Source organism: Promicromonospora sukumoe (assembly GCF_014137995.1).
GTDB lineage: Bacteria > Actinomycetota > Actinomycetes > Actinomycetales > Cellulomonadaceae > Promicromonospora > Promicromonospora sukumoe.
Map to the genome: position 1 here is coordinate 200848 of NZ_JACGWV010000002.1, position 18973 is coordinate 219820.

At 73.6% G+C, this 18973-nt stretch carries 19 protein-coding genes and 1 riboswitch; of the genes, 6 read left to right on the top strand and 13 right to left on the bottom strand.

The genetic code is table 11. The annotated features are described in order from the left end of the window. Positions 1-25 precede the first annotated feature (25 nt). Positions 26-177: riboswitch (cyclic di-AMP (ydaO/yuaA leader) on the top strand. Position 178: 1 nt separating this feature from the next. Together FHX71_RS18135 and FHX71_RS18140 are read left to right on the top strand one after the other, a co-directional pair. Next, positions 179-1063, top strand: coding sequence for a C40 family peptidase (locus FHX71_RS18135; protein ID WP_182618932.1), 885 nt, complete (start codon positions 179-181; stop codon positions 1061-1063). Positions 1064-1207: 144 nt separating this feature from the next. Beyond that, the gene (locus tag FHX71_RS18140) at positions 1208-2185 is read left to right on the top strand and encodes an NAD(P)-dependent oxidoreductase (protein WP_182618933.1); all 978 of its coding nucleotides are present in this window, start codon (positions 1208-1210) and stop codon (positions 2183-2185) included. 108 nt (positions 2186-2293) lie between these two features. Here FHX71_RS18140 and FHX71_RS18145 read toward each other — a convergent pair whose 3' ends face one another. From FHX71_RS18145 to FHX71_RS18185, 9 genes are all read right to left on the bottom strand, one after another. Next, entirely contained in the window at positions 2294-3505 is a 1212-nt protein-coding gene (locus tag FHX71_RS18145; RefSeq protein ID WP_182618934.1) for a DNA-formamidopyrimidine glycosylase family protein, read from the bottom strand. Next, complete coding sequence (rnc, locus tag FHX71_RS18150; RefSeq protein ID WP_376770144.1) at positions 3498-4187, bottom strand: ribonuclease III; 690 nt, start codon at positions 4185-4187, stop codon at positions 3498-3500. Before rnc ends, FHX71_RS18145 begins: the two co-directional genes overlap by 8 nt. 88 nt (positions 4188-4275) lie before the next feature. Beyond that, positions 4276-4470: a 50S ribosomal protein L32 gene (rpmF, locus tag FHX71_RS18155; RefSeq protein ID WP_108495103.1), complete on the bottom strand. Its 195-nt coding sequence runs from the start codon at positions 4468-4470 to the stop codon at positions 4276-4278. A 2-nt stretch (positions 4471-4472) separates the two neighbouring features. Next, complete coding sequence (locus FHX71_RS18160; RefSeq protein ID WP_182619932.1) at positions 4473-5027, bottom strand: YceD family protein; 555 nt, start codon at positions 5025-5027, stop codon at positions 4473-4475. Positions 5028-5211: 184 nt separating this feature from the next. Next, a complete protein-coding gene (gene coaD / locus FHX71_RS18165; protein ID WP_182618935.1) occupies positions 5212-5724 on the bottom strand; it encodes a pantetheine-phosphate adenylyltransferase in 513 nt (170 codons plus the stop codon). Then, positions 5721-6452, bottom strand: a complete 732-nt coding sequence (locus tag FHX71_RS18170) for an RsmD family RNA methyltransferase (protein WP_182618936.1) — start codon at positions 6450-6452, stop codon at positions 5721-5723. The genes coaD and FHX71_RS18170 overlap by 4 nt, the downstream gene beginning before the upstream one ends. Positions 6453-6588: 136 nt before the next feature. Then, entirely contained in the window at positions 6589-7554 is a 966-nt protein-coding gene (locus FHX71_RS29410) for an endonuclease/exonuclease/phosphatase family protein (protein WP_220490188.1), read from the bottom strand. Positions 7555-7636: 82 nt separating this feature from the next. Beyond that, positions 7637-9928 (bottom strand): ATP-dependent DNA helicase RecG, encoded by a 2292-nt coding sequence (locus FHX71_RS18180; protein WP_182618937.1) that lies wholly within the window; start codon positions 9926-9928, stop codon positions 7637-7639. Continuing rightward, positions 9925-11826: a DAK2 domain-containing protein gene (locus FHX71_RS18185; protein ID WP_312877107.1), complete on the bottom strand. Its 1902-nt coding sequence runs from the start codon at positions 11824-11826 to the stop codon at positions 9925-9927. Before FHX71_RS18185 ends, FHX71_RS18180 begins: the two co-directional genes overlap by 4 nt. 316 nt (positions 11827-12142) lie before the next feature. Here FHX71_RS18185 and rpmB point away from each other — a divergent pair, with 316 nt between their 5' ends. Both rpmB and FHX71_RS18195 read left to right on the top strand, forming a co-directional pair. After that, a complete protein-coding gene (rpmB, locus tag FHX71_RS18190) occupies positions 12143-12340 on the top strand; it encodes a 50S ribosomal protein L28 (RefSeq protein WP_020013756.1) in 198 nt (65 codons plus the stop codon). A gap of 154 nt (positions 12341-12494) precedes the next feature. After that, positions 12495-13001 carry a GNAT family N-acetyltransferase gene (locus tag FHX71_RS18195; RefSeq protein WP_182619934.1) on the top strand — a complete coding sequence of 169 codons (507 nt, stop codon included), beginning with the start codon at positions 12495-12497 and terminating at the stop codon, positions 12999-13001. A gap of 2 nt (positions 13002-13003) precedes the next feature. Here FHX71_RS18195 and FHX71_RS18200 read toward each other — a convergent pair whose 3' ends face one another. After that, the gene (locus FHX71_RS18200) at positions 13004-14113 is read right to left on the bottom strand and encodes a thiamine-phosphate kinase (protein ID WP_182618939.1); all 1110 of its coding nucleotides are present in this window, start codon (positions 14111-14113) and stop codon (positions 13004-13006) included. A 111-nt stretch (positions 14114-14224) separates the two neighbouring features. Between FHX71_RS18200 and FHX71_RS18205 the strand changes: the two genes are divergently transcribed. Further along, complete coding sequence (locus FHX71_RS18205; RefSeq protein WP_312877108.1) at positions 14225-14716, top strand: DUF3515 domain-containing protein; 492 nt, start codon at positions 14225-14227, stop codon at positions 14714-14716. Further along, entirely contained in the window at positions 14713-15486 is a 774-nt protein-coding gene (locus FHX71_RS18210; protein WP_182618940.1) for a TetR/AcrR family transcriptional regulator, read from the top strand. Before FHX71_RS18205 ends, FHX71_RS18210 begins: the two co-directional genes overlap by 4 nt. 34 nt (positions 15487-15520) lie before the next feature. Here FHX71_RS18210 and FHX71_RS18215 read toward each other — a convergent pair whose 3' ends face one another. The 3 genes from FHX71_RS18215 to FHX71_RS18225 all read right to left on the bottom strand — a co-directional run bounded on the left by FHX71_RS18215 (position 15521) and on the right by FHX71_RS18225 (position 18945). Next, on the bottom strand, positions 15521-16054 hold the full coding sequence (locus FHX71_RS18215) for a hypothetical protein (protein ID WP_182618941.1): 534 nt from the start codon (positions 16052-16054) through the stop codon (positions 15521-15523). An 86-nt stretch (positions 16055-16140) separates the two neighbouring features. After that, positions 16141-17322, bottom strand: a complete 1182-nt coding sequence (locus FHX71_RS18220; protein WP_220490189.1) for a D-alanine--D-alanine ligase family protein — start codon at positions 17320-17322, stop codon at positions 16141-16143. A gap of 24 nt (positions 17323-17346) precedes the next feature. Continuing rightward, positions 17347-18945 carry an AMP-binding protein gene (locus FHX71_RS18225; RefSeq protein ID WP_182618942.1) on the bottom strand — a complete coding sequence of 533 codons (1599 nt, stop codon included), beginning with the start codon at positions 18943-18945 and terminating at the stop codon, positions 17347-17349. Positions 18946-18973 lie beyond the last annotated feature (28 nt).

The window sequence follows — 18973 nt, forward strand, 5'->3', positions numbered from 1 at the left end:
GGCCCGGACGCCGAACCCTGTCACCGGTCCTGAGCAGCCAGAACGTGACAGGGGCGGGGGAACCAAGTAAGCCGGGCACGGGAGTGTCCTCGGGGTGAAGCCTCCTTGTGAGGCCGGGTGATTGCTCTCCCCATCCGAACCCGACAGCTCACTTCGTAGGCGTCCGAGGAGATCACTGGTGACCGTACTCACCGACCGCACCCAGGACTGGGCGGACGACCAGGTAAACCGACCCAGCAACCGGGCGCGGCATCGCGCCGAGGGCCCCGCCCTCACCCCCTTCACCGCTCTGACCCAGACAGCAGCCGAGAACGCCGCCCGTACCGGCGCGATCGCGGTAGTCACCTCCGGCATGCTCGCGTCGGTCTTCACCCAGACCGCCCACACCGCGCCTGCCGAGTCCCACACCCAGACCACGCTCGCCAACAAGACGTTCGACACCAAGACCCGCGCGGGCCTGGCCGAGAACCTCGTGACCAAGGTCGAGGTCGCCAACGACGCCAGCTTCCTGGCCGAGCAGGGTCGCGTCAGCGTGACCCCGTACGCCGAGACCAAGGCGGGTATCGCCGAGGCCAAGGAGAAGAAGGAGGCCGAGGCGCGCGCCAAGGCCGAGGCGGAAGCCAAGGCGAAGGCCGAGGCGGAGGCCAAGGCTGCCGCAGAGGCCGAGGCCGCCGCGGCAGCCGAGGCCGAGGCCGTGGTGGCGAAGGCCGCCGCGTCCTCCTCGGGCCTGGGCCAGCAGGCCGTCAACCTCGCCCTCGAGTACGTGGGCGTGCCCTACGTGTGGGGCGGGGCCTCACCCAGCGGCTTCGACTGCTCCGGGCTCATCCAGTACGTCTACGCCCAGCTCGGGATCAGCCTGCCGCACAGCTCGGCCTCGATGTCGACCGTCGGCTACCAGGTCTCCGCCGCGGAGGCCCAGCCGGGCGACATCGTCTGGACGTCCGGCCACGTCTCGCTCTACGCGGGCAACGGCATGGTCGTCGAGGCCCAGCAGGCCGGCGTCCCCGTGCACTACACGGAGATGTGGCAGACCAACCCGGTCTTCATCCGGGTGACGGGCTGACGCTCTTCCCGCGATAGCCGCAGTACCCCGCAGTACCTCGCAAGAACCCCCAGCGCAGAGCGCCCGCCCGGCCGCCCCGAGGACTTCCTCGGACAGGCCGGACGGGCGCTCTGCCGCGTGGGCCCGTCCGGTAACGTCCCCGGAGTGAAGATCCTCGTACCCGACGTGCCCTTCGACCTCGACTTCCCGTCCCTGCTGCCCGACGGCGGAGCCTCCTTCGCACCCGGCGGCCCCGACACCGTCGCCACCTACGCGATGACCGAGCCGATCCCCGCGGAGCACACCGACGCCGAGGTGCTCGTCACCTGGTCGAGCCCGCCCAAGATCGTCGCCGACGCCGCCGAGCGCATGACCGCCCTGCGCTGGGTGCAGACCCTCTCCGCGGGGCCCGACGTCGCGCTGCGGTCCGGGTTCGCGCCCGACGTCGTCATCTCGTCCGGGCAGTCCCTGCACGACGACACCGTCACCGAGCACGCCCTGGCCCTCATCCTGGCGTCGGTCCGCCGGATCGACGTGTCCCTGGCCGCGCAGCGGGAGCACCGCTGGGCCAAGGAGATCGCGTTCGCCCAGGCAGACGGCGTGACCGGCCGCGAGTACTCGCTCGACGGCGCGCGCGTCACGATCTGGGGCTTCGGCTCCATCGCACTGCGCCTGGCACCGCTGCTGACGGCGCTGGGCGCGCAGGTCACCGGCGTCGCCTCGCGCGCCGGCGAGCGTTCCGGGTACCCGGTGGTCGACGCCGGAGGCCTCGACGCGCTGCTGGCCGAGACCGACCTGCTGATCTCGCTGCTGCCGGCCGTGCCCGCGACGCGGCACATCCTCGACGCTCGGCTGCTCGGCCTGCTGCCGGCGTCGGCGCGGTTCGTGAACGTGGGCCGCGGGGCGACCGTGGACGAGGCTGCCCTGGAGGACGCCCTGCGCTCCGGACGGCTCGCCGGCGCCGCGCTCGACGTCATGGAGACCGAGCCGCTGCCCGAGGACTCCCCGCTGTGGGACGTGCCGAACCTGATCCTCACCCCGCACGTCGCGGGCGGACGTCCGCGCGGCGCAGCCCGCTTCCTGGCCGAGCAGCTCACGGCCTGGCGCGCGGGCGACACCCTCCGCAACGTCGCGACCCGCTGACCCTCACCCCGCCCGGCGGCTCGTTGAGTGCTGGGTATTCGCCCTTTTCTGCGCGCCGGAAGGGCGAATACCCAGCACTCAGCGAGTGCGGGAGGCGGGTTGAGCGGGTCAGAGGCCTCGGGGCTTGGGCTGGCAGACCGGGCAGCTGAACGACGAGCGGTTCATGAACGCGTCGCGGCGCACCAGCGCGCCGCAGCGGCGGCACTCCTTGTTCTCCTGCCCGTACACGGCGAGCGACCGGTCGAAGTACCCCGACTGCCCGTTCACGTTGACGTACAGCTCGTCGAAGCTGGTGCCGCCCTGCACGAGCGCCTCGCGCATGACCTCGGCCGCGGAGTCCAGCACGCGCCGCACGTCCGCCGCCTTCAGCTTGTCCGTGGGGCGCGCCCAGTGCACCTGCGCGCGCCACAGCGCCTCGTCGGCGTAGATATTGCCCACGCCGGACACGACGGTCTGGTCCAGGAGCGCCCGCTTCACCTGCGTCCGACGACGGCGGACGCGGCTCACCAGGGCGTCCAGGTCCAGGTTCGGGTCGAGCAGGTCGCGCGCGATGTGCGCCACTGGTTCCGGGAGCAGCGGCAGGTCCGAGCCGTGGCCTGCGGGGATGCTCGACGGCGTCCCAGGCGACGGCGTCACGGCCGACGGCGCGGCCGGGCCCTGTGCGGCCGGCACCGGAGCGGCCGACGTCGGGATGATGCCCGACGTCGGGGCGCCACCCGCCCGCGTCGCGCCGTCGTCGGCGGGCACCAGGTCATGGACGCTCAGGTGCCCGAACGTGCGCTGGTCCACGAAGTCGAGGTACCGCGCGCCCGACGGCGCACCGTCCAGGTGCAGGCGGACCCGCAGGTGAGGGTGCTGCCAGTCGTCCTCGGTGCCGGCCGCGCCGTCGGGCACCACGCCACCTGGCGCGGTGCCGGACGGCGCGTCGCTCTGCGCCGTGGCATCCGCCGTGACCGCTTCGGTGGCCGACGCCGACGTGTCCGGCGTCGCGCCGCGCACCAGGAGCTGGCCCGACATCCCGAGGTGCGCCAGCAGCGCGGCGACGGGAGGGGTCTCGACAGACTCGACCAGCGGGGCCGCCCCGGGCTGCGGGGTCGCGGGCTGCGGGGCGGGCTCCGTCAGCGGCAGCCAGAGGAACTTGCCGCGGCGTACCGCGGCCGACAGCCGCCGGCCGGTGAGCTGGTCGCGGAAGGAGTCCGGGCCGCCGTCGTGCCGGCGGACGCTGTACTCGCGGAACACCTCGACGTCGCGCACCACCGCGCCGACGACGAGGCGGTCGAGACCGTCGCGGACGGTCTCGACCTCGGGGAGCTCAGGCACCGGACGCCGGCGCCTTGCCCGCGGCCGACGCGTCGGCGCCGTCGGCCTTGTCGGGCAGCGGGAACTTCTCCAGGAGAGCCCGGTAGGTCTGCTCGGCGGCGCCCTGCTCGGCGTGCTTCTTCGCGGTGCCGGAGCCCGAGCCGTAGGTGACGCCGTCGATCACGACCGTCGAGTGGAACACCCGAGCGTGCTCGGGGCCCTCGAACGTGGCGAGGTAGTCGGGCGCGCCCAGGCCGCGCTCGGCGGACGCCTCCTGCAGCGACGTCTTCCAGTCCAGGCCGGCGCCCAGCCCGGCGGCGACGTCGAGCGTGGAGTCGACCAGCCGGTGCACCAGGGCGCGCGAGGTCTCCAGGCCGTGCGACAGGTACGTCGCGCCGATGAGCGCCTCGACCGTGTCGGACAGGATCGAGTCCTTCTCGAAGCCGCGCGTGCGGATCTCGCCCTTGCCCAGCAGCACGTACTTGCCCAGGCCGAGGGTGCGCGCGATCGCTGCGAGCGCACGCTGCGACACCGTCGCCGCGCGCATGCGCGCCAGGTCGCCCTCCGACTGGTCGGGATGCCGCCGGAACAACGCCTCGGTGACCACCAGCCCCAGCACCGTGTCGCCCAGGAACTCCAGGCGCTCGTTGGTGGGGATGCCTCCGGCCTCGTGGGCGAACGACCGGTGGGTCAGTGCCAGCACAAGAAGCTCGGGGTCCAGATGGACCCCGAGCTTCTCGAGCAGCGCGGTAGGTTCCGGCCTCGCCGGGGCCGGACCGCCCTTCGCCACGTCAGCCCGCGTGAACGGTCTTCAGGGCGTCACGGTAGGTGCGACCCTTGTAGGTACCGCACGTCGGGCACGCCGTGTGGGGCAGCTTGTTGCCCTGGCACTGCGGGCAGGTCGTGAGGGTCGCTGCGGTGGTCTTCCACTGCGAGCGACGCGCACGGGTGTTGCTGCGCGACATCTTGCGCTTCGGAACAGCCACGGCTAGCTCTCTTTCGTCTCGTCCGACACGCTCGTAGATTCGAGCATGCTCTGTAGCGCCGACCAACGAGGGTCGACCACGTCGTGGTGATGACCGGGGTCATCCGCCAGGCGGGCTCCGCACTCGGAGCACAGGCCCGGGCAGTCCTCCCGGCACAACGGTTGAAATGGTAGTGCAGTCACGACCGAATCCCGAAGCGAAGGCTCCAGGTCGGCCATGTCGTCCTTCAGGACGGACTCCTCGTCCTCCACGTCCGTGTCCCCCGCCTCGGCCGACGCGGCGGCCTTCTCGGGGTAGGCGAACAGCTCCGTGACGTCGACCGTGATCTCACGGGAGATGTCGTCGAGGCAGCGGCTGCACTCGCCCTTGACCGTGCCGCGGACGGTGCCGGAGACCAGCACGCCCTCCATCACGGACTCGAGCCGCAGGTCCAGCTCCAGGTCAGCGCCTTCCGGGATACCGATCACGGCGGTGCCGAGGTCCGACGGCGCCTGCACGGTCATGCTGTGCGTACGCATCGTTCCGGCACGCCGAGAGAGCTCGTGCGTGTCGAGCACGAGCGGCGAGTTCGGTTCGCGGGAGATAACAGGCTCCGATAAGGGCAGAACGAGGTCAGCGTCCGGATGGACGATGAGGGGGGTGGACCGGCGCTCAGCCACGAAGGTGACTCAAGCCAGGGACCAAAAAGCAATCCTACGACATCGAACGGGCGTCACGCGCGCCCGTGCGGGGTGACAGGGCTCACGAGCCCGCGGCGGGCTGCCCCAGCGCGGCCCGCAGGGCCTCCGTGACACCGGCCGGAACCAGGTCGTCGACCTGCCCGCCGTGCCGCACGATGTCCTTGACCAGCGACGACGCGACGTGCGCGTACCGCTGGTCCCCCGGCAGGAAGATCGTCTCGACGCCCGACAGGTGCCGGTTCATGAGCGCCATCGGCTGCTCGGCGTCGAAGTCCCCGCCGCCGCGCAGGCCCTTCACGACGGCGACCGCGCCGATCTCCCGGCAGAAGTCCACCAGCAGCCCCGGCACGACGGCGACGCTGACGCGGGCCAGCCCCGGCTCGGTCTCGGCGGCGGACGCCAGCGCGGCGCGCACGAGCCCCGCACGCGTCTCGAGGTCCAGCAGGCCGGACTTGCCGGGGTTCTTCGCGACGCCGACCACGACGTCGTCGAACATGGTGGTGGCGCGGCGGACCACGTCGAGGTGGCCGAGCGTGATGGGGTCGAACGACCCGGGGCAGACGACTGTGGTCACGCGCCCACGCTATCCGACGGCGGGGTGTCGCCCGAGGGTGCGGTGCCGTCCGCGGGTGCGGCGTCGGTGGGCTCGTTGTTCGTGGGCTCCGGGTCGGCGGGCTCCGCGTAGTAGACCGCCGTCTCGCCGTAGTCCTTGCGCGCGAACGGCGCGAGGCCGTCCGGCCAGGCCGGCTCCGGGGTGCGGGTCGAGCGCTCGACGACGACGACGGCGCCGTCGGCCAGCACCCCCGGCGCGGCGAGATGCGTCAGGACGGCGGCAAGCTCGTCCTCGCCGAGGTCGTAGGGCGGGTCGAGGAAGACGAGGTCCAGCGCTGCCGCCCCGCCCGCGCCCGCCGGTCCGGCTGGCGCCGCAGTACCTGCGGGCACAGCCGACGCCGCAGGGCCGGCCGCCGGCCGCCCCGCCAGCCCGGCCGCGTACCGCTCGGCGGTCTCCGTGGTGACGCGGACGCCGGCCAGCCCGAGGGCGGCGACGTTCCTGCGCGCGACGTCGGCCGCCGGACGCGCGCTGTCCACGAGGATCACCGAGACCGCGCCGCGGCTGGCGGCCTCCAGCCCGAGCGCGCCGGAGCCGGCGTAGAGGTCGAGCACGCGGGCGCCGTCGAGCACGTCGAGGTGCTCCAGCCGGGAGAAGATCGCCTCGCGGACGCGGTCGCTGGTGGGGCGGGTGCCCTTCGCGGGCACCGCGATGGACCGCCCGCCCACCGAACCCGCAACGATCCTGGTCACGCCCAAAACCCTAACCCGCCCGCCAAACCGCCCCTGATCGTTGAGTGCTGGGTATTCGCCCTTCCGGCCCACGAGAAAGGGCGAATACCCAGCACTCAACGAGCCGGTCGGGTGGGGGTGGTCAGGACGGGGTGGGTCAGGGGGTGGAGGTGTCGACGTGGGCCACGACCGGGAGGTGGTCGCTGCCCGTCTCGCCGAGGGCCCGGACATCCGTCACGGTCGCCCCGCGCGCCAGGACGTGGTCGATCTGCGCCACCGGGAACACCGCGGGGTACGTGAACTCGAAGCCCCGCGTGGGCGCGGTGACCAGGTTGGTCAGCGGCGCGATCGCGTCGTCGGCCAGGACGGCGTTCAGGTCCCCCGCGACGACGACCGTCTCGGTCTTCTCGGCGGCGACGGCGTCCGCGAGCCGTTGCGCGGCGGCGTTGCGGTCCGCGGTCTCGAAGCCGCCGCTCCCGAACCGGACGGAGGGCAGGTGCGCCGCGTACACCGCGACGTTCGCGCCCTCGTACTGGACCACGGCGCGCAGGCACCGGTTCCAGGACTCGTCGAGGATGTCGACCGACCGCACGCCCTTGAGCGGGTACCTCGACCAGATCCCGACGGTGCCGTCGGACTGGTGGTACGGCAGGGCCTCGGCGAGCGCCTCGGTGTACTGCTCGGCCACGTCGTAGGGCACCTCGGTGAGCGTGACGACGTCGGGGTCGGCGGCGAGCAGCACCTCGGCGGTGCCCGCCACGTCGGCGTTGGCGGCGTCGACGTTGTGCTGCACCACCGTCAGGTCGCCGGGCGTGGTGGCCTCGGGGCGCACCTGCGGCAGGAAGACCCAGATCCAGGCCGCCAGCGGCAGCAGGACGGCGAGGACCGCGAGCGCCGACCGCCGCAGCAGCGCCGCGAGGATGCCGAGGGGCACCGCGAGCCCGAGCCACGGCAGGAACGACTGCACGAGGCTGCCGAGGTTTCCCCAGCGGTTGGGCACGTACTCGTGGGCCAGGAGCAGCACGGCGGCCAGCACGGATCCGAGCGCGAGCAGTCTCCCGCGCTGCCACGCGGTCTTCGCGGGCCCGCTGGTGTGGATCGCATGCCTCGCGTCGACCGTCACGGGCCGGGACTCTATCGGCTGTGTGTTCCGGGCGTAAGGAGCCGGTTATTTGATTTACGCGATTTTTCCATGCCCCACACGCTCAGGTGCGCTCCAGGAACTCCTCCTGGTCCTCGTCGAGCTGCGCGCGGATGGCGTCCGCGAGCTGCGGGAACTCGGTGAGGTCGGGGGACGCGGCGACGACGTCGGCGGCGGCGGTGCGGGCCTCTTCGATGAGGCCGGCGTCCTTGACGACCCGCAGCAGACGCAGCGAGCTGGCCCGGCCGGACTGCGCTGCGCCGAGGACGTCGCCCTCGCTGCGCAGCTCCAGGTCGAGGTTCGCGAGCTTGAAGCCGTCGGTGGTCTGCGTCATGGCCTCGAGCCGGGCGTAGGCGGGTGTGCCTTGTTCGGCGTCGGACACCAGGAGGCAGAGGCCCGGGTCGCTGCCGCGCCCGACGCGGCCGCGGAGCTGGTGGAGCTGGGAGATGCCGAACCGGTCGGCGTCGAAGATCACCATGGCCGTGGCCTCGGGGACGTCGACGCCCACCTCGACCACGGTGGTGGAGACGAGCACGGGCGCCGCGCCGGAGGCGAACGCGGCCATGGCCGCGTCCTTCTGGTCGGACGGCATCTGCCCGTGCAGGACGCCGACCTCGACCCCGGCGAGCTCAGGCCGCGTGCGCAGCTCCTCGACCACCTCGAGCACGGCGCGCAGCGGCGGCCGGTCCGCGGCCCCGGCGCCCGGTTCTGCGGGGTCGGCGGGGTCGAGGAACTCGGGCAGGTCGTCGAAGTCCTTGGCCGAGGCCTTGGTCTTCTGGCCGCTCTTGCCGTCGTTCTCGTCGTCGGGGTGGATCCGCGCGCAGACGACGTAGGCGCGGCGGCCGGCGTCGACCTCCTCGCGGACCCGGGCCCAGGTGCGGTCGGTCCAGCGGACGTTGCCCGCCGGGACCGCGACGGTCGTGATGCCCGCGCGCCCGGCCGGCACCTCGGTGAGGGACGACGTCTCCAGGTCGCCGAACACCGTCATCGCGACGGTGCGCGGGATCGGGGTCGCGGTCATGACCAGGAGGTGCGGCGAGACCCGGCCCTTGGCGCGCAGCGCGTCCCGCTGCTCGACGCCGAACCGGTGCTGCTCGTCCACGACGACGAGGCCCAGGTCGGCGAACTGCACGTGCTCGGACAACAGCGCGTGGGTGCCGACCACGATGCCGGCCTCGCCGCTCGCGGCCTGCAGGAGGGCCTCCTTGCGGGCCTTGGCGCCGAGCGAGCCGGTCAGCAGCGCCACCCGGGTGCTGGCGCCGGTGCGCTCGGCGCCGAACAGCGTGCCGCCGTCGGCCAGGGGACCGAGCAGGGCGCGCAGGGTGCGGGCGTGCTGGGCGGCGAGCACCTCGGTGGGGGCGAGCAGCGCGGCCTGACCGCCGGCGTCGACCACCTGGAGCATGGCGCGCAGCGCGACCACCGTCTTGCCGCTGCCGACCTCTCCCTGGAGCAGCCGGTGCATCGGGCGCGGCCGGGCGAGCTCGGCGGCGACCTCGTCGCCGACCTGACGCTGGCCGTCGGTGAGCGTGAACGGGAGGGACGCGTCGAAGTCCGCAAGGATGCCCGGCTGCCCTGCGGGCAGCGGCGGGCGGGCGGTCGCGTCCTCGGCGGCGGTGCGGGCCCGGCGCTGCGCGAGCGCGGCCTGGAGCACGAACGCCTCCTCGAACCGCATGCGGTGGCGGGCCCGGTAGGCCTCCTCCAGGGTCGCCGGCCGGTGCAGGCTGCGCAGGGCGGCCGCGCGCACGGGCAGGCCCTGCCGCTCCCGGACCTCGTCGGGCACCGGGTCGGGCACGTCGGCGTCGGCGAGCGTGTCCAGGACGACGCGCAGCGCGCCCTGGATCTTCCAGCTCGGGATGCCCGCGGCGGCCGGGTAGATCGGGATGGGCTTGGTCGCGTGCTCCAGCAGCGCCTCGTCGCTGTCGAGGTCCGACTCCTCGCCCATCAGCGTGAAGTCCGGGTGCGTGAGCTGGCGCGTGCCCCGGTACAGGCCGACGGTGCCCGTGAACAGGCCCTTCGCCCCCGGGACCAGACGTTTCTCGTGGTTGTAGAGCGAGCCGCGGTGCTTGCCGAAGAAGGTGAGCGACAGCCTGCTGGTCCCGTCCGTCACCACCACCTCCATGAGCGCACCGTTGCGGTTGCGCATGGGCCGCACGGTCGCCTGCTCGACCCGGGCCAGGATGGTCACGTGCTCGCCCACCTCGAGGGCCGCGATGTCCGAGAGCGCACCAGGGTCGGCGTACCGGCGCGGGTAGTGGCCCAGCAGGTCGCCGACGGTCTTCAGCCCGAGCTTGCCCAGGGCGGTCGCGGTGCGCTTGTCGAACGCGCGCTCCAGGCGCTCGTCCACGCGGTCGGTCATGCGTACGCCTCCGGATCGGCGGACTCGGTGTCGGCCGACTCCGTGCCGAGCTGCACCCCGTCCCCCGGGCGGCCGGTCGGCAGGACGACGAGCTCCGCGTCCGGCGCACGTTCCGCGAGGACGGCGGCGAGCGAGTCGGCCAGGTCGCCCGGCACCCCCGTGTCGAGCAGCGCCGTCACCACGGTCGTCTCCGGGTCGGCCGCCTGCCGCAGCGCGTCGACGGCGGCCGCGGCCGTCGTGCCACGGACGGTCAGGGCCGCCAGCGCCTCGGTGACGATCGCGTGCGCGTCGACGGGGTCGAGGGCGCCGACGGCGTCCGGCAGGCCGACGGGCAGCAGCGTGCCGAGCGCCGCGAGGGCGACGACGGCGTGCACGTCGGTGGGTGCGGGCACGGTGATCAGCTCGTCGACGTCGAGGTGCCCGTCGGTCGCCGCGGTCACGTCGGGCGTGCCGAGGAGCAGCACGCGCCGGGCCCCGGTCGACGCGGCGGCCCGGCCGGCGTCGTCGGGCGTCAGGGCCGCCACGGCGGCGTCGACCCCGCCCGTGAGCAGCACGACGGCGCCCGTGTGGGCGAGCTCGCCGGCCAGCGCGGGTGCCGACGTCGCCGCCACGACGCCCCAGTCGTGCTGGCCGGCCGCCTCCAGGTGCCGCACGTGCACCTGGCTGAGCGAGCCCGCGCGCGCTGCCCCGGCCGCGATCGCCAGGGCCTGGTCGAGGTGGTCGGTGTGCACGTGGGCCTGCCAGACCGCGGTGCCGGCGCCGGAGTCCCCGCCGACCACGACCACCGAGTCGCCCACCTCGGCGAGCGCGCCGCGCAGCCCGGCGGCGACGGTGTCCGCGGCCTCCCCGCCGGGGCCGGTGAGCACGAACATGAGCTCCAGGGCGCCCGAGCCGGCGCCGTCGGGCCGGGGCTCGCTCACGGGCACGACCTCGGTCACGGAGGAACCGACCGCGCCGGCCGGGGTTCCGGGGTCGGCAGCGGCCGGCGCGCTCGGCAGCGCACCGGCGTCGAGAAGCTGGTCCAGGGTCACGGCGTCCATGCTGCCGCGCACCACTGACACTCCGCCCGCGGTGCCGTCCGCCCGCACACCCGTCGCCCCGCCCGCTGCGCCGTGAGCCACGGACCCTCCATCCTCAGGCTCCAACACAGCCCCGGCGGCCTGCGCCGCCGCGACGACAAGCGCGTCGAGCACGAGGACCAGACCCAGCGCCCCGGCGTCGAGCACCCCGGCGGTGCGCAGCACGTCGAGCTCGTCCCGGCTGGCCCGGGCGGACGCCCGCGCCGCGGCCGCGGCCGCGGTCACGACGTGCAGCGGCCCGACGCCGGTAGCGGGCACTCCCCCGTCCACGGCACCTGCCGCACCTGCGACGCCTCCCCCGGCGCCGCCGCCCGGGGTCTCGGCCGCCCGCGCGGCAGCCCCGGCGGCGTCGGCGGCCGTCAGGATGGTGCCCTCGGCGGGCACCGCTACCGCGGACCGGGCGGACGCCGCCGCGCGCGTGAGCAGGTCGGCCGTGGTGCCGCCACGCCGGGCCGCGACGGCCAGCCCGCGCAGCCACTCGCTGAGGATCACGCCGGAGTTGCCGCGCGCGCCCAGGAGCGCCGCCCGGGCGAGCGCCGCCAGCAGCCGCGCCCCCGTCGTGTCCGCCGGGGCCGCGGCGACCGCCCGGTCCCCCTCGCGGAGGGTCAGGTACAGATTGGTGCCGGTGTCGGCGTCGGCCACCGGGAAGACGTTGACCCGGTCGATCGCGTCGCGCTCGCGCCGCAGCGCCGCCGTCGCCCCGTGCGTCCAGGCCCGGACGAGACCTGGGTCGTCGAGCCCGGCAACGGCCTGATGCTGCTCCGGATACTGACCTGGACCCGAGTCAGCCGTCCGGCTGCCGCTGTCGACGTCGGTCACGCTCTGCCCTCCTGCGCCTGGTGTCACCCAAGGCCGCTCGTGTCCCGAACGACCGGTGTGCCCGGGCACGTGCTCGGACCGATCCCACCGTACCGAGCGGGTGAGACGATTGCGTCCGGCCGTCCGCAGGCACGGTGTGACGCAGCACCCCGGGGCTACGGTTTGAGGGCTCGGCCTGGCATCGGGTACTCTGTGGAAGTTGCCTGGAACGCCAAGAAGCGTTGATTGCTCCAAAAGCGTCCAGGCGTTCCCCTTTAGACCATCATCACGTCGTGCTGTCGTTCTGCACAGGCGTGCACGACATTCAGGAGACACCGTGGCTGCCAACTGCGACGTCTGCGGCAAGGGCCCGGGCTTCGGGCACAGCGTTTCGCACTCCCACATCCGCACCAAGCGCCGCTGGAACCCGAACATCCAGCGCGTTCGCGCGATCGTGGCTGGGACTCCCAAGCGCGTCAACGTGTGCACCTCCTGCCTCAAGGCCGGCAAGGTCACGCGCAAGGTCTCGGCCTGACGCTGCCGCAGCCGGGTCGCTGACGCGACCCGCATCAAGCTTGACGAAGACGCTCGCCGGTCCGCCGGCGGGCGTTTTCGGCTTTCCAGAACCTTCATCCGGAACCAAAGAAGTGGTTGCGCCCAGCACCGCACGGTGAAAAGGTAAGGTCATGATGGCACCGGAAGACGTGACCATCCGCCCAGCAACGACGACCGACGCCCAAGCTATCGCTCGTGTCGACATCGCCTCTTGGCGTGGTGCGTACTCAGAGATCTTGTCCGACTCCTACCTGGCCTCGCTGGACATCAGCGACCGCGCCGGGCAGTGGACGGCGGCCGTCAACGCCCGGGACACGACGGTGCTCGTCGCCGAGGACGAGACCGGGACCGTCGGGTTCACGAGCGTCGGGCCGTCCCGCGACGAGGACGCCGAACCCGGGGACCTGGAGATCTACGCCATCTACCTGCATCCCCGCGCCTGGGGCAGCGGCGTGGCCCGGGACCTCATGCGCACCGTGCTCGACGGCCTGCACTCCGGCTCCGTGACGCTCTGGATCCTGGAGGGCAACGAGCGCGCGCAGCACTTCTACCGGCGGCACGGGTTCCAGCACGACGGCACCGAGCGCATCGACGAGATCGGCGGCCAGCCGCTCACGCAGCTCCGCTTCCGCAAGCGCTGACGTCAGGCCCGGAAGTGGTCCCAGCCCGGGCCGACAGCAGGCTTCTCCCCGCCGATCGTGACCGCCGGAGCAGTCCCCTCGCCGGCAGCGCCCCCGGCGCCATCCCCACCAGCGCTGTCCTGAGCGAGCACCCGCCCGACGGCGGACCAGCCCTCGGGCAGCCGCGCACCGGCGGGGAACGTCGCGAGCAGCCCGTGGTCCTCACCGCCGCCGAAGATCCAGCCGTCGAGCACCCCGTCGATGTCGGCCCTGCCGGGTCCCCACCCGGGGTCGCCCATCCCAGCCGCCACCGCGACAGCCCGTGCCGCCGAGCGCAGCGCCTCGCGGTCGGCCGGGAACGCCCCGGCGTCGAGGTCGATCCGCACGCCGCTCGCGGCGGCGATCCGCCCGGCGTCGCGCAGCAGGCCGTCCGACAGGTCGAGCATCGCCGTCGCCCCGGCGTCGGCGGCCGCGACCCCGGCGTCGAGCGGCGGCTCGGGCCGCAGGTGCGCGGCGACCAGCCGCTCCCAGGCGTCCTCCAGCACGACGTCGTCGCCGACCTCGAGCGGCACCGGGGACAGCGGCGCGCGCACGAGGCCCGCCTCCAGGAGCGCCAGCCCGGCGGCCGACCACCCCTGCACCCCCGCGTGCGCGACGACGTCGCCCGGGCGCGCGCCCGAACGCAGCACCGGGTCGCGTCCTTCGAGGTCCCCGTGCACGGTGACGCTCACGACCAGGCACGGGCCGCTCGCCAGGTCGCCGCCGACGGCCCCCGCGCCGACGGGCGAGCACCCGTCGGCCAGCCCCTTGGCCAGGCCGGTCACCCACTCCACGTCGGTGTCCCCGGGCACCACCAGGGACGTGACCAGTGCCGTGGGCCGCGCGCCCATCGCCGCGATGTCGGCGAGGTTCTGCGCGGCGGCACGCCGTCCGACGTCGTACCCCGTGGACCAGCGGGCACGGAAGTGGCGGTCCTCGACGAGCACGTCGGTCGAGACCACGAACCGCCCGTCGGGGGCGGCGAGCACGGCGGCGTCGTCGCCCGGGCCGAGCAGCGTGGCACTCCCCCGGGGCAGCAGGGGAAGGATGCGTTCGAGGATCTGCTCCTCGGAGAGGTCACGGACGCGGGTCACTGGAAGACCTTACGGTCCCGGCCCGGCCCGTGCGGTATCCGGCGCGGTGCGGCACCGGGCGGGCACGGGCGGCCGGGGCAGGGACTCCCCACGGACAGGTAACGTGTCTCCGTGCTTCCCGCCCGAAACATCACCCCTCGGATCGCTGCCGTGCTGGCCACCGCCGCCCTCACCGCCGTCGCCCTGGGCGGCTGCACGCGCACGATCGGGGTCGAGGTCGCGCCCGACGCCGCCGACCCGCTGTGCGCGTCGGTGCTGCTCGCGGTGCCGGACGAGCTGGGCGAGGACCTGCCCAAGGTGCCGACCGACGCCCAGGCCACGGCGGCCTGGGGCGAGCCGGGCGGAGCGGTGACCATGCGCTGCGGCGTGGAGCAGCTCGGCCCGTCCGGGGACTGCCAGCACGTGGACTCCGGCGACGGCACCACCGTCGACTGGATCGTGACGACCGACGACCAGGGCACCTGGTCCTTCGTCACCTACGGCCGGGAGCCCGCGGTCGAGGTCATCGTGCCGCCCGCGGTCACGGACAACCACTCGACGTCGTTCATCGCCGACCTCGCCGACGCCGTGACCCAGGTACCTGCCACGAAGGAGTGTCAGTGAGCCCTGCCGTGACGGAGCGCCCTGCCACGCACGCGGCCGGGCAAACGGACGCCCCCGTCCAGTCCCGGCGTGAGCGCCTGCGCGACGAGCTGCACCGCGAGGTGCTCGACGCCGCCCGGCACCAGCTCGCGGGGCAGCACGGCCTGAGCAAGCTCACCATGGCCGCGGTCGCCAAGGAGGTCGGCGTCACGCCGCCGGCGCTGTACCGGCACTTCGAGAACCGGCAGGACGTCGTCGCCCAGCTCTGCGTGCTCATCGTCGAGGAGGTGCTGGACATGCTCGGCGCCGCCGTCGCCCGGCAGGAGCCCGGCGACGTCGCCGCGGCGCTGGTCGCCTCGACCCGGGCCTCCCTCGACTGGGCGGTCCGCAACCCCGCCGAGTTCGACCTGGTCATCGGGTCGGGCATCAGCTCGGAGCTCCCCGAGAGCCGCGAGCTCCAGCGCCGCATGGCGGAGATGATCGGCGGGCACTACGTGCCCCTGTTCCGCGAGCTGGCCGCGTCCGGCATGCCACACGCGGCCGACGACGAGCTCGACCCGGAGCTGGCCGACCAGGTGCGCCGCTACCGCGACGCCGTCGGCGGGCACGACCTGCCGCTCGGCGTCGCCCACCTGATGGTGACGAGCTGGCGGCAGGTCTACGGCCTGCAGTGCATGGCCGTCTACGGACACCAGGAGTTCGCGTTCGGCGACCACGTGGCGCTGCACGAGGACCTCGTGTCCTCGCTGCTGGTGCGCTTCGGCCTGGACCCGCACCCGACCGTGCGCTGAGCAGGCGCCGACGCGCGCACCTGAGGACGGCGCGTCAGCGCACCATCGAGTCCCGCCCTGCCTCCAGGGTGTGCAGCGAGTCGGCGTTCGAGATGAGCTGGACGGTCCCGTGGTACGTGATCGACGGGTCCTTCATTGCGGCGCCCATCAGCTCGGCCAGGGCGGCGAGGTGCCGGGCGTCGTGCGAGCAGATGCGGTGCACGTGCTGCGAGGCCGTGACCATCTGCAGCGCGAACACCGGGTACCGCCACATCGGCTTCCAGAACCGCGTGCGCTGCCACACGCGGGTCGCGGGCCACGCGAGGCCGGCGCAGGCCGTGGCCAGCGCGGACTCCCAGGGGATGTCGTCGGCCCCCGCCATGCGCAGCAGCAGGAGCACCACCGCGACGATGCAGAAGGGGTAGGCCACCTGGTTGGCCCAGGCGCCGATGGGCTGCGGCTTCGCCACCCCGATCACCTCGAGCCGCATCACGTTGCCGAGGGCGAAGGAGGTGAGCCCGATGGTGAGCACCCCGTTCGCGACCCGGACGTCCCGTACCGCGTAGGCGTAGCGCGGCTCGCCCAGCATCCTGCCTCCTCGGGCGCCCTCGTCTCGAGCGCCATCGCACCACCCGCCGGACGGTCCCGGCCCTGGTGAGAGGAGGGTACAGGCGATCAGCGCAGGCCGGTGGGCCGTTCGAGGGCGAGCTGGATCAGCTCGTCGATCAGCTCGGGGTAGGGCACCCCGGAGGCGGCCCACATGCGCGGGTACATCGAGAACGGCGTGAAGCCCGGCATGGTGTTGATCTCGTTGACGATCACCTGGTCGTCGGCCGTGACGAACACGTCGACGCGCGACAGGCCCTCGGCCCCGACCGCCTCGAACGTGCGCACGGCGATCTCCTGGACCTCCTTGATCACGTGGTCCGGCAGGTCGGCCGGGCAGGTGAGCTGCACCGCCGCCTCGTCGAAGTACTTGGCCTCGTAGTCGTAGAAGCCGTTCTTCGTCTCGTCGGTCACCACGATCTCGCCGGGCAGGGACGCCCGCGGGCGCTCCCCGCCGCGTCCGCCGAGCACCGCGCACTCGATCTCGCGGCCGACGATGCCGGCCTCGACGATCACCTTCGGGTCGTGCCGGCGCGCCTCGGCGACGGCGGCGTCGAGCTCGTCCAGCGAGTCCACGCGCGAGACGCCGAGCGACGAGCCGGCGCGGGCGGGCTTGACGAACAGCGGCAGCCCGAGGGGCTCGATGGTCTGCAGCACGACGTCGCGGCGCTTGTCCCAGTCGCCCGGCTTGATGACGGCGTACGGGCCGATCGGCAGGCCGTGGCCCGCGAGCACCATCTTCATGAAGTGCTTGTCCATGCCGACGGCGGACGCCAGCACCCCGGACCCGACGTACCGCGCGTCGGCGAGCTCGAGCAGGCCCTGGACGGTCCCGTCCTCGCCGTACGGTCCGTGCAGCAGCGGGAACACCACGTCGACGTCCGCGAGGGCGGACGGCGCCTGGCCCGGCTCCAGCACGCGCAGCGCGGAGTCGCCCACGGTCAGCGGGAGCACCACCTCGGCGGCGGCCGCCGGGACCTCCGCCGCCTTGCCGTCGGTGATCGCCCAGCGCTCGGGCTCGTCGGCCGCGATGACCCACTGCCCGTTCGGCGTGATGCCCACGGGGACGACCTCGTACTTGGTGCGGTCGATGGCGCCCATGACGCCGCCGGCGGTGGCGACGGAGATCCCGTGCTCGCCGGAACGGCCGCCGAAGAGGACGACGACGCGGGTCTTGCGGGCAGCGCCGGGCGTCGGCACGAGGCTCGTCGAGTCCCCGGCGGAGGCTGGTTCAGGATTGTGGTGCGACATCGCGCCCGACCCTACCGGACCCGGCTACCCCGCCGTGGCCCGCAGGTCCTTGCGCAGGATCTTGCCCGACGCCGACTTCGGCACCGCGTCGATGAACTCGACCGAGCGCACCTTCTTGTAGGGCGCCACGTGCTCGGCGACGAACGCGATGACCTCGGCCTCGGTCAGCGACGCCCCGGCCACCGGCACGACGAACGCCTTCGGGATCTCGCCGGCCTCCTCGTCGGGCAGCCCGATCACCGCGGCGTCCGCGATCCCCGGGTGCGACAGCAGCAGGGCCTCCAGCTCGGCGGGCGGCACCTGGTAGCCCTTGTACTTGATGAGCTCCTTGAGCCGGTCCACGACCTCGAACACGCCCCGCGCGTCGACCGTGACGATGTCGCCCGTGTGCAGGAACCCGTCCGGCTCCAGCGTCTCCGCCGTCGCCTCGGGGTTGCCGAGGTAGCCGACCATGACGTTCGGCCCGCGGCACAGCAGCTCGCCGGGTCCGGAGACGCCGTCGGCGGGCTGCTCGATCTCCGCGCCCGTCGCCGGGTCGACGATCCGGGCCTCCATGCCCGCGACCAGCAGCCCCACCGAGCCGGACGGGATGTCCGCGCGGTCGAACGGGATGCAGTGCGAGACCGGCGACATCTCCGTCATGCCGTAGCCCTGCAGCACCCGGACGTGCTCGCCGAGCCGGGCGCGCACGGCGCCCGCGAGGCTCTCGCCGAACGGCGCGGCGCCCGAGAGCACGGCCCGCACGCTGGTCACGTCGTACGAGTCGACCAGCGGGTGCTTGGCCAGGGCGAGGGCGATGGGCGGGGCGACGAAGAGGAAGGTCGCCCGGTGCTCCTGGATCACGCCGAGGTACTGCGCCAGGTCGAACCGGGGCAGCGTCACGAGCCGCGCCCGGGTGCGGAGGGCCAGGTTGAGCAGCACCGTCATGCCGTAGATGTGGAAGAACGGCAGCACGCACGGCACGACGTCGTCCCGCCCCACGCCGATCGCCATGGACTGCGCCACGTTCGCCACGAGGTTGGTGTGCGTGAGCATCACGCCCTTGGGGCGGCCCGTCGTGCCGGAGGAGTACGGCAGCACCGCGAGGTGCGTCGCCGGGTCGAACGTCACGTCGGGGGCGGGGTGCGGGTCGGCCAGCAGGTCGGCCAGCGAGGTGTGGCCCACCCCCGTGTCAGGGCCGCCGTCGAGCACCACGACCTGATCGTCGCCGAGGCCCGCGTCCCGGGCCCCAGCCTCCCCCGCGGGGAGCAGCGCGGAGACCGTGATCAGGAGCCGCGCGCCGGAGTCGGCGAGCTGCTTGGTGATCTCGGGCGCGCTGGACAGGGCGTTGACGGTGGTCACCGTGACGCCGGCGCGCAGCAGGCCGTGGAACACGGTCACGTAGGCGGGGACGTTCGGCGCGTGCAGCGCGACGACGTCGCCCACCCCGAACCCGCGCGCCGCCAGCGCGCCCGCCACGGCGTCGATCCGGTCCCGCAGGGCGCGGAACGTCGTGGCCTCCCCGCTGACGCCGTCGACCACCGCCACGCGCTCCAGGTCGTCGTCCGTGATCGTGCCGAACAGGTACTCGTACACGCTGACGGGCGGGATCTCCACGTCGGGCAGCGGGCTGCGGATCGCCATCGTCGGTCTCCTTCGTTCAGCGCCGGTT

Coding starts and splice junctions, on each gene's coding strand:
- FHX71_RS18180 (WP_182618937.1), bottom strand. CDS start 9,928: ATGACCGACCGCGTGGACGAGCGCCTGGAGCGCGCGTTCGACAAGCGC.
- FHX71_RS18195 (WP_182619934.1), top strand. CDS start 12,495: ATGGCACCGGAAGACGTGACCATCCGCCCAGCAACGACGACCGACGCC.
- FHX71_RS18215 (WP_182618941.1), bottom strand. CDS start 16,054: ATGCTGGGCGAGCCGCGCTACGCCTACGCGGTACGGGACGTCCGGGTC.
- FHX71_RS18220 (WP_220490189.1), bottom strand. CDS start 17,322: ATGTCGCACCACAATCCTGAACCAGCCTCCGCCGGGGACTCGACGAGC.
- FHX71_RS18225 (WP_182618942.1), bottom strand. CDS start 18,945: ATGGCGATCCGCAGCCCGCTGCCCGACGTGGAGATCCCGCCCGTCAGC.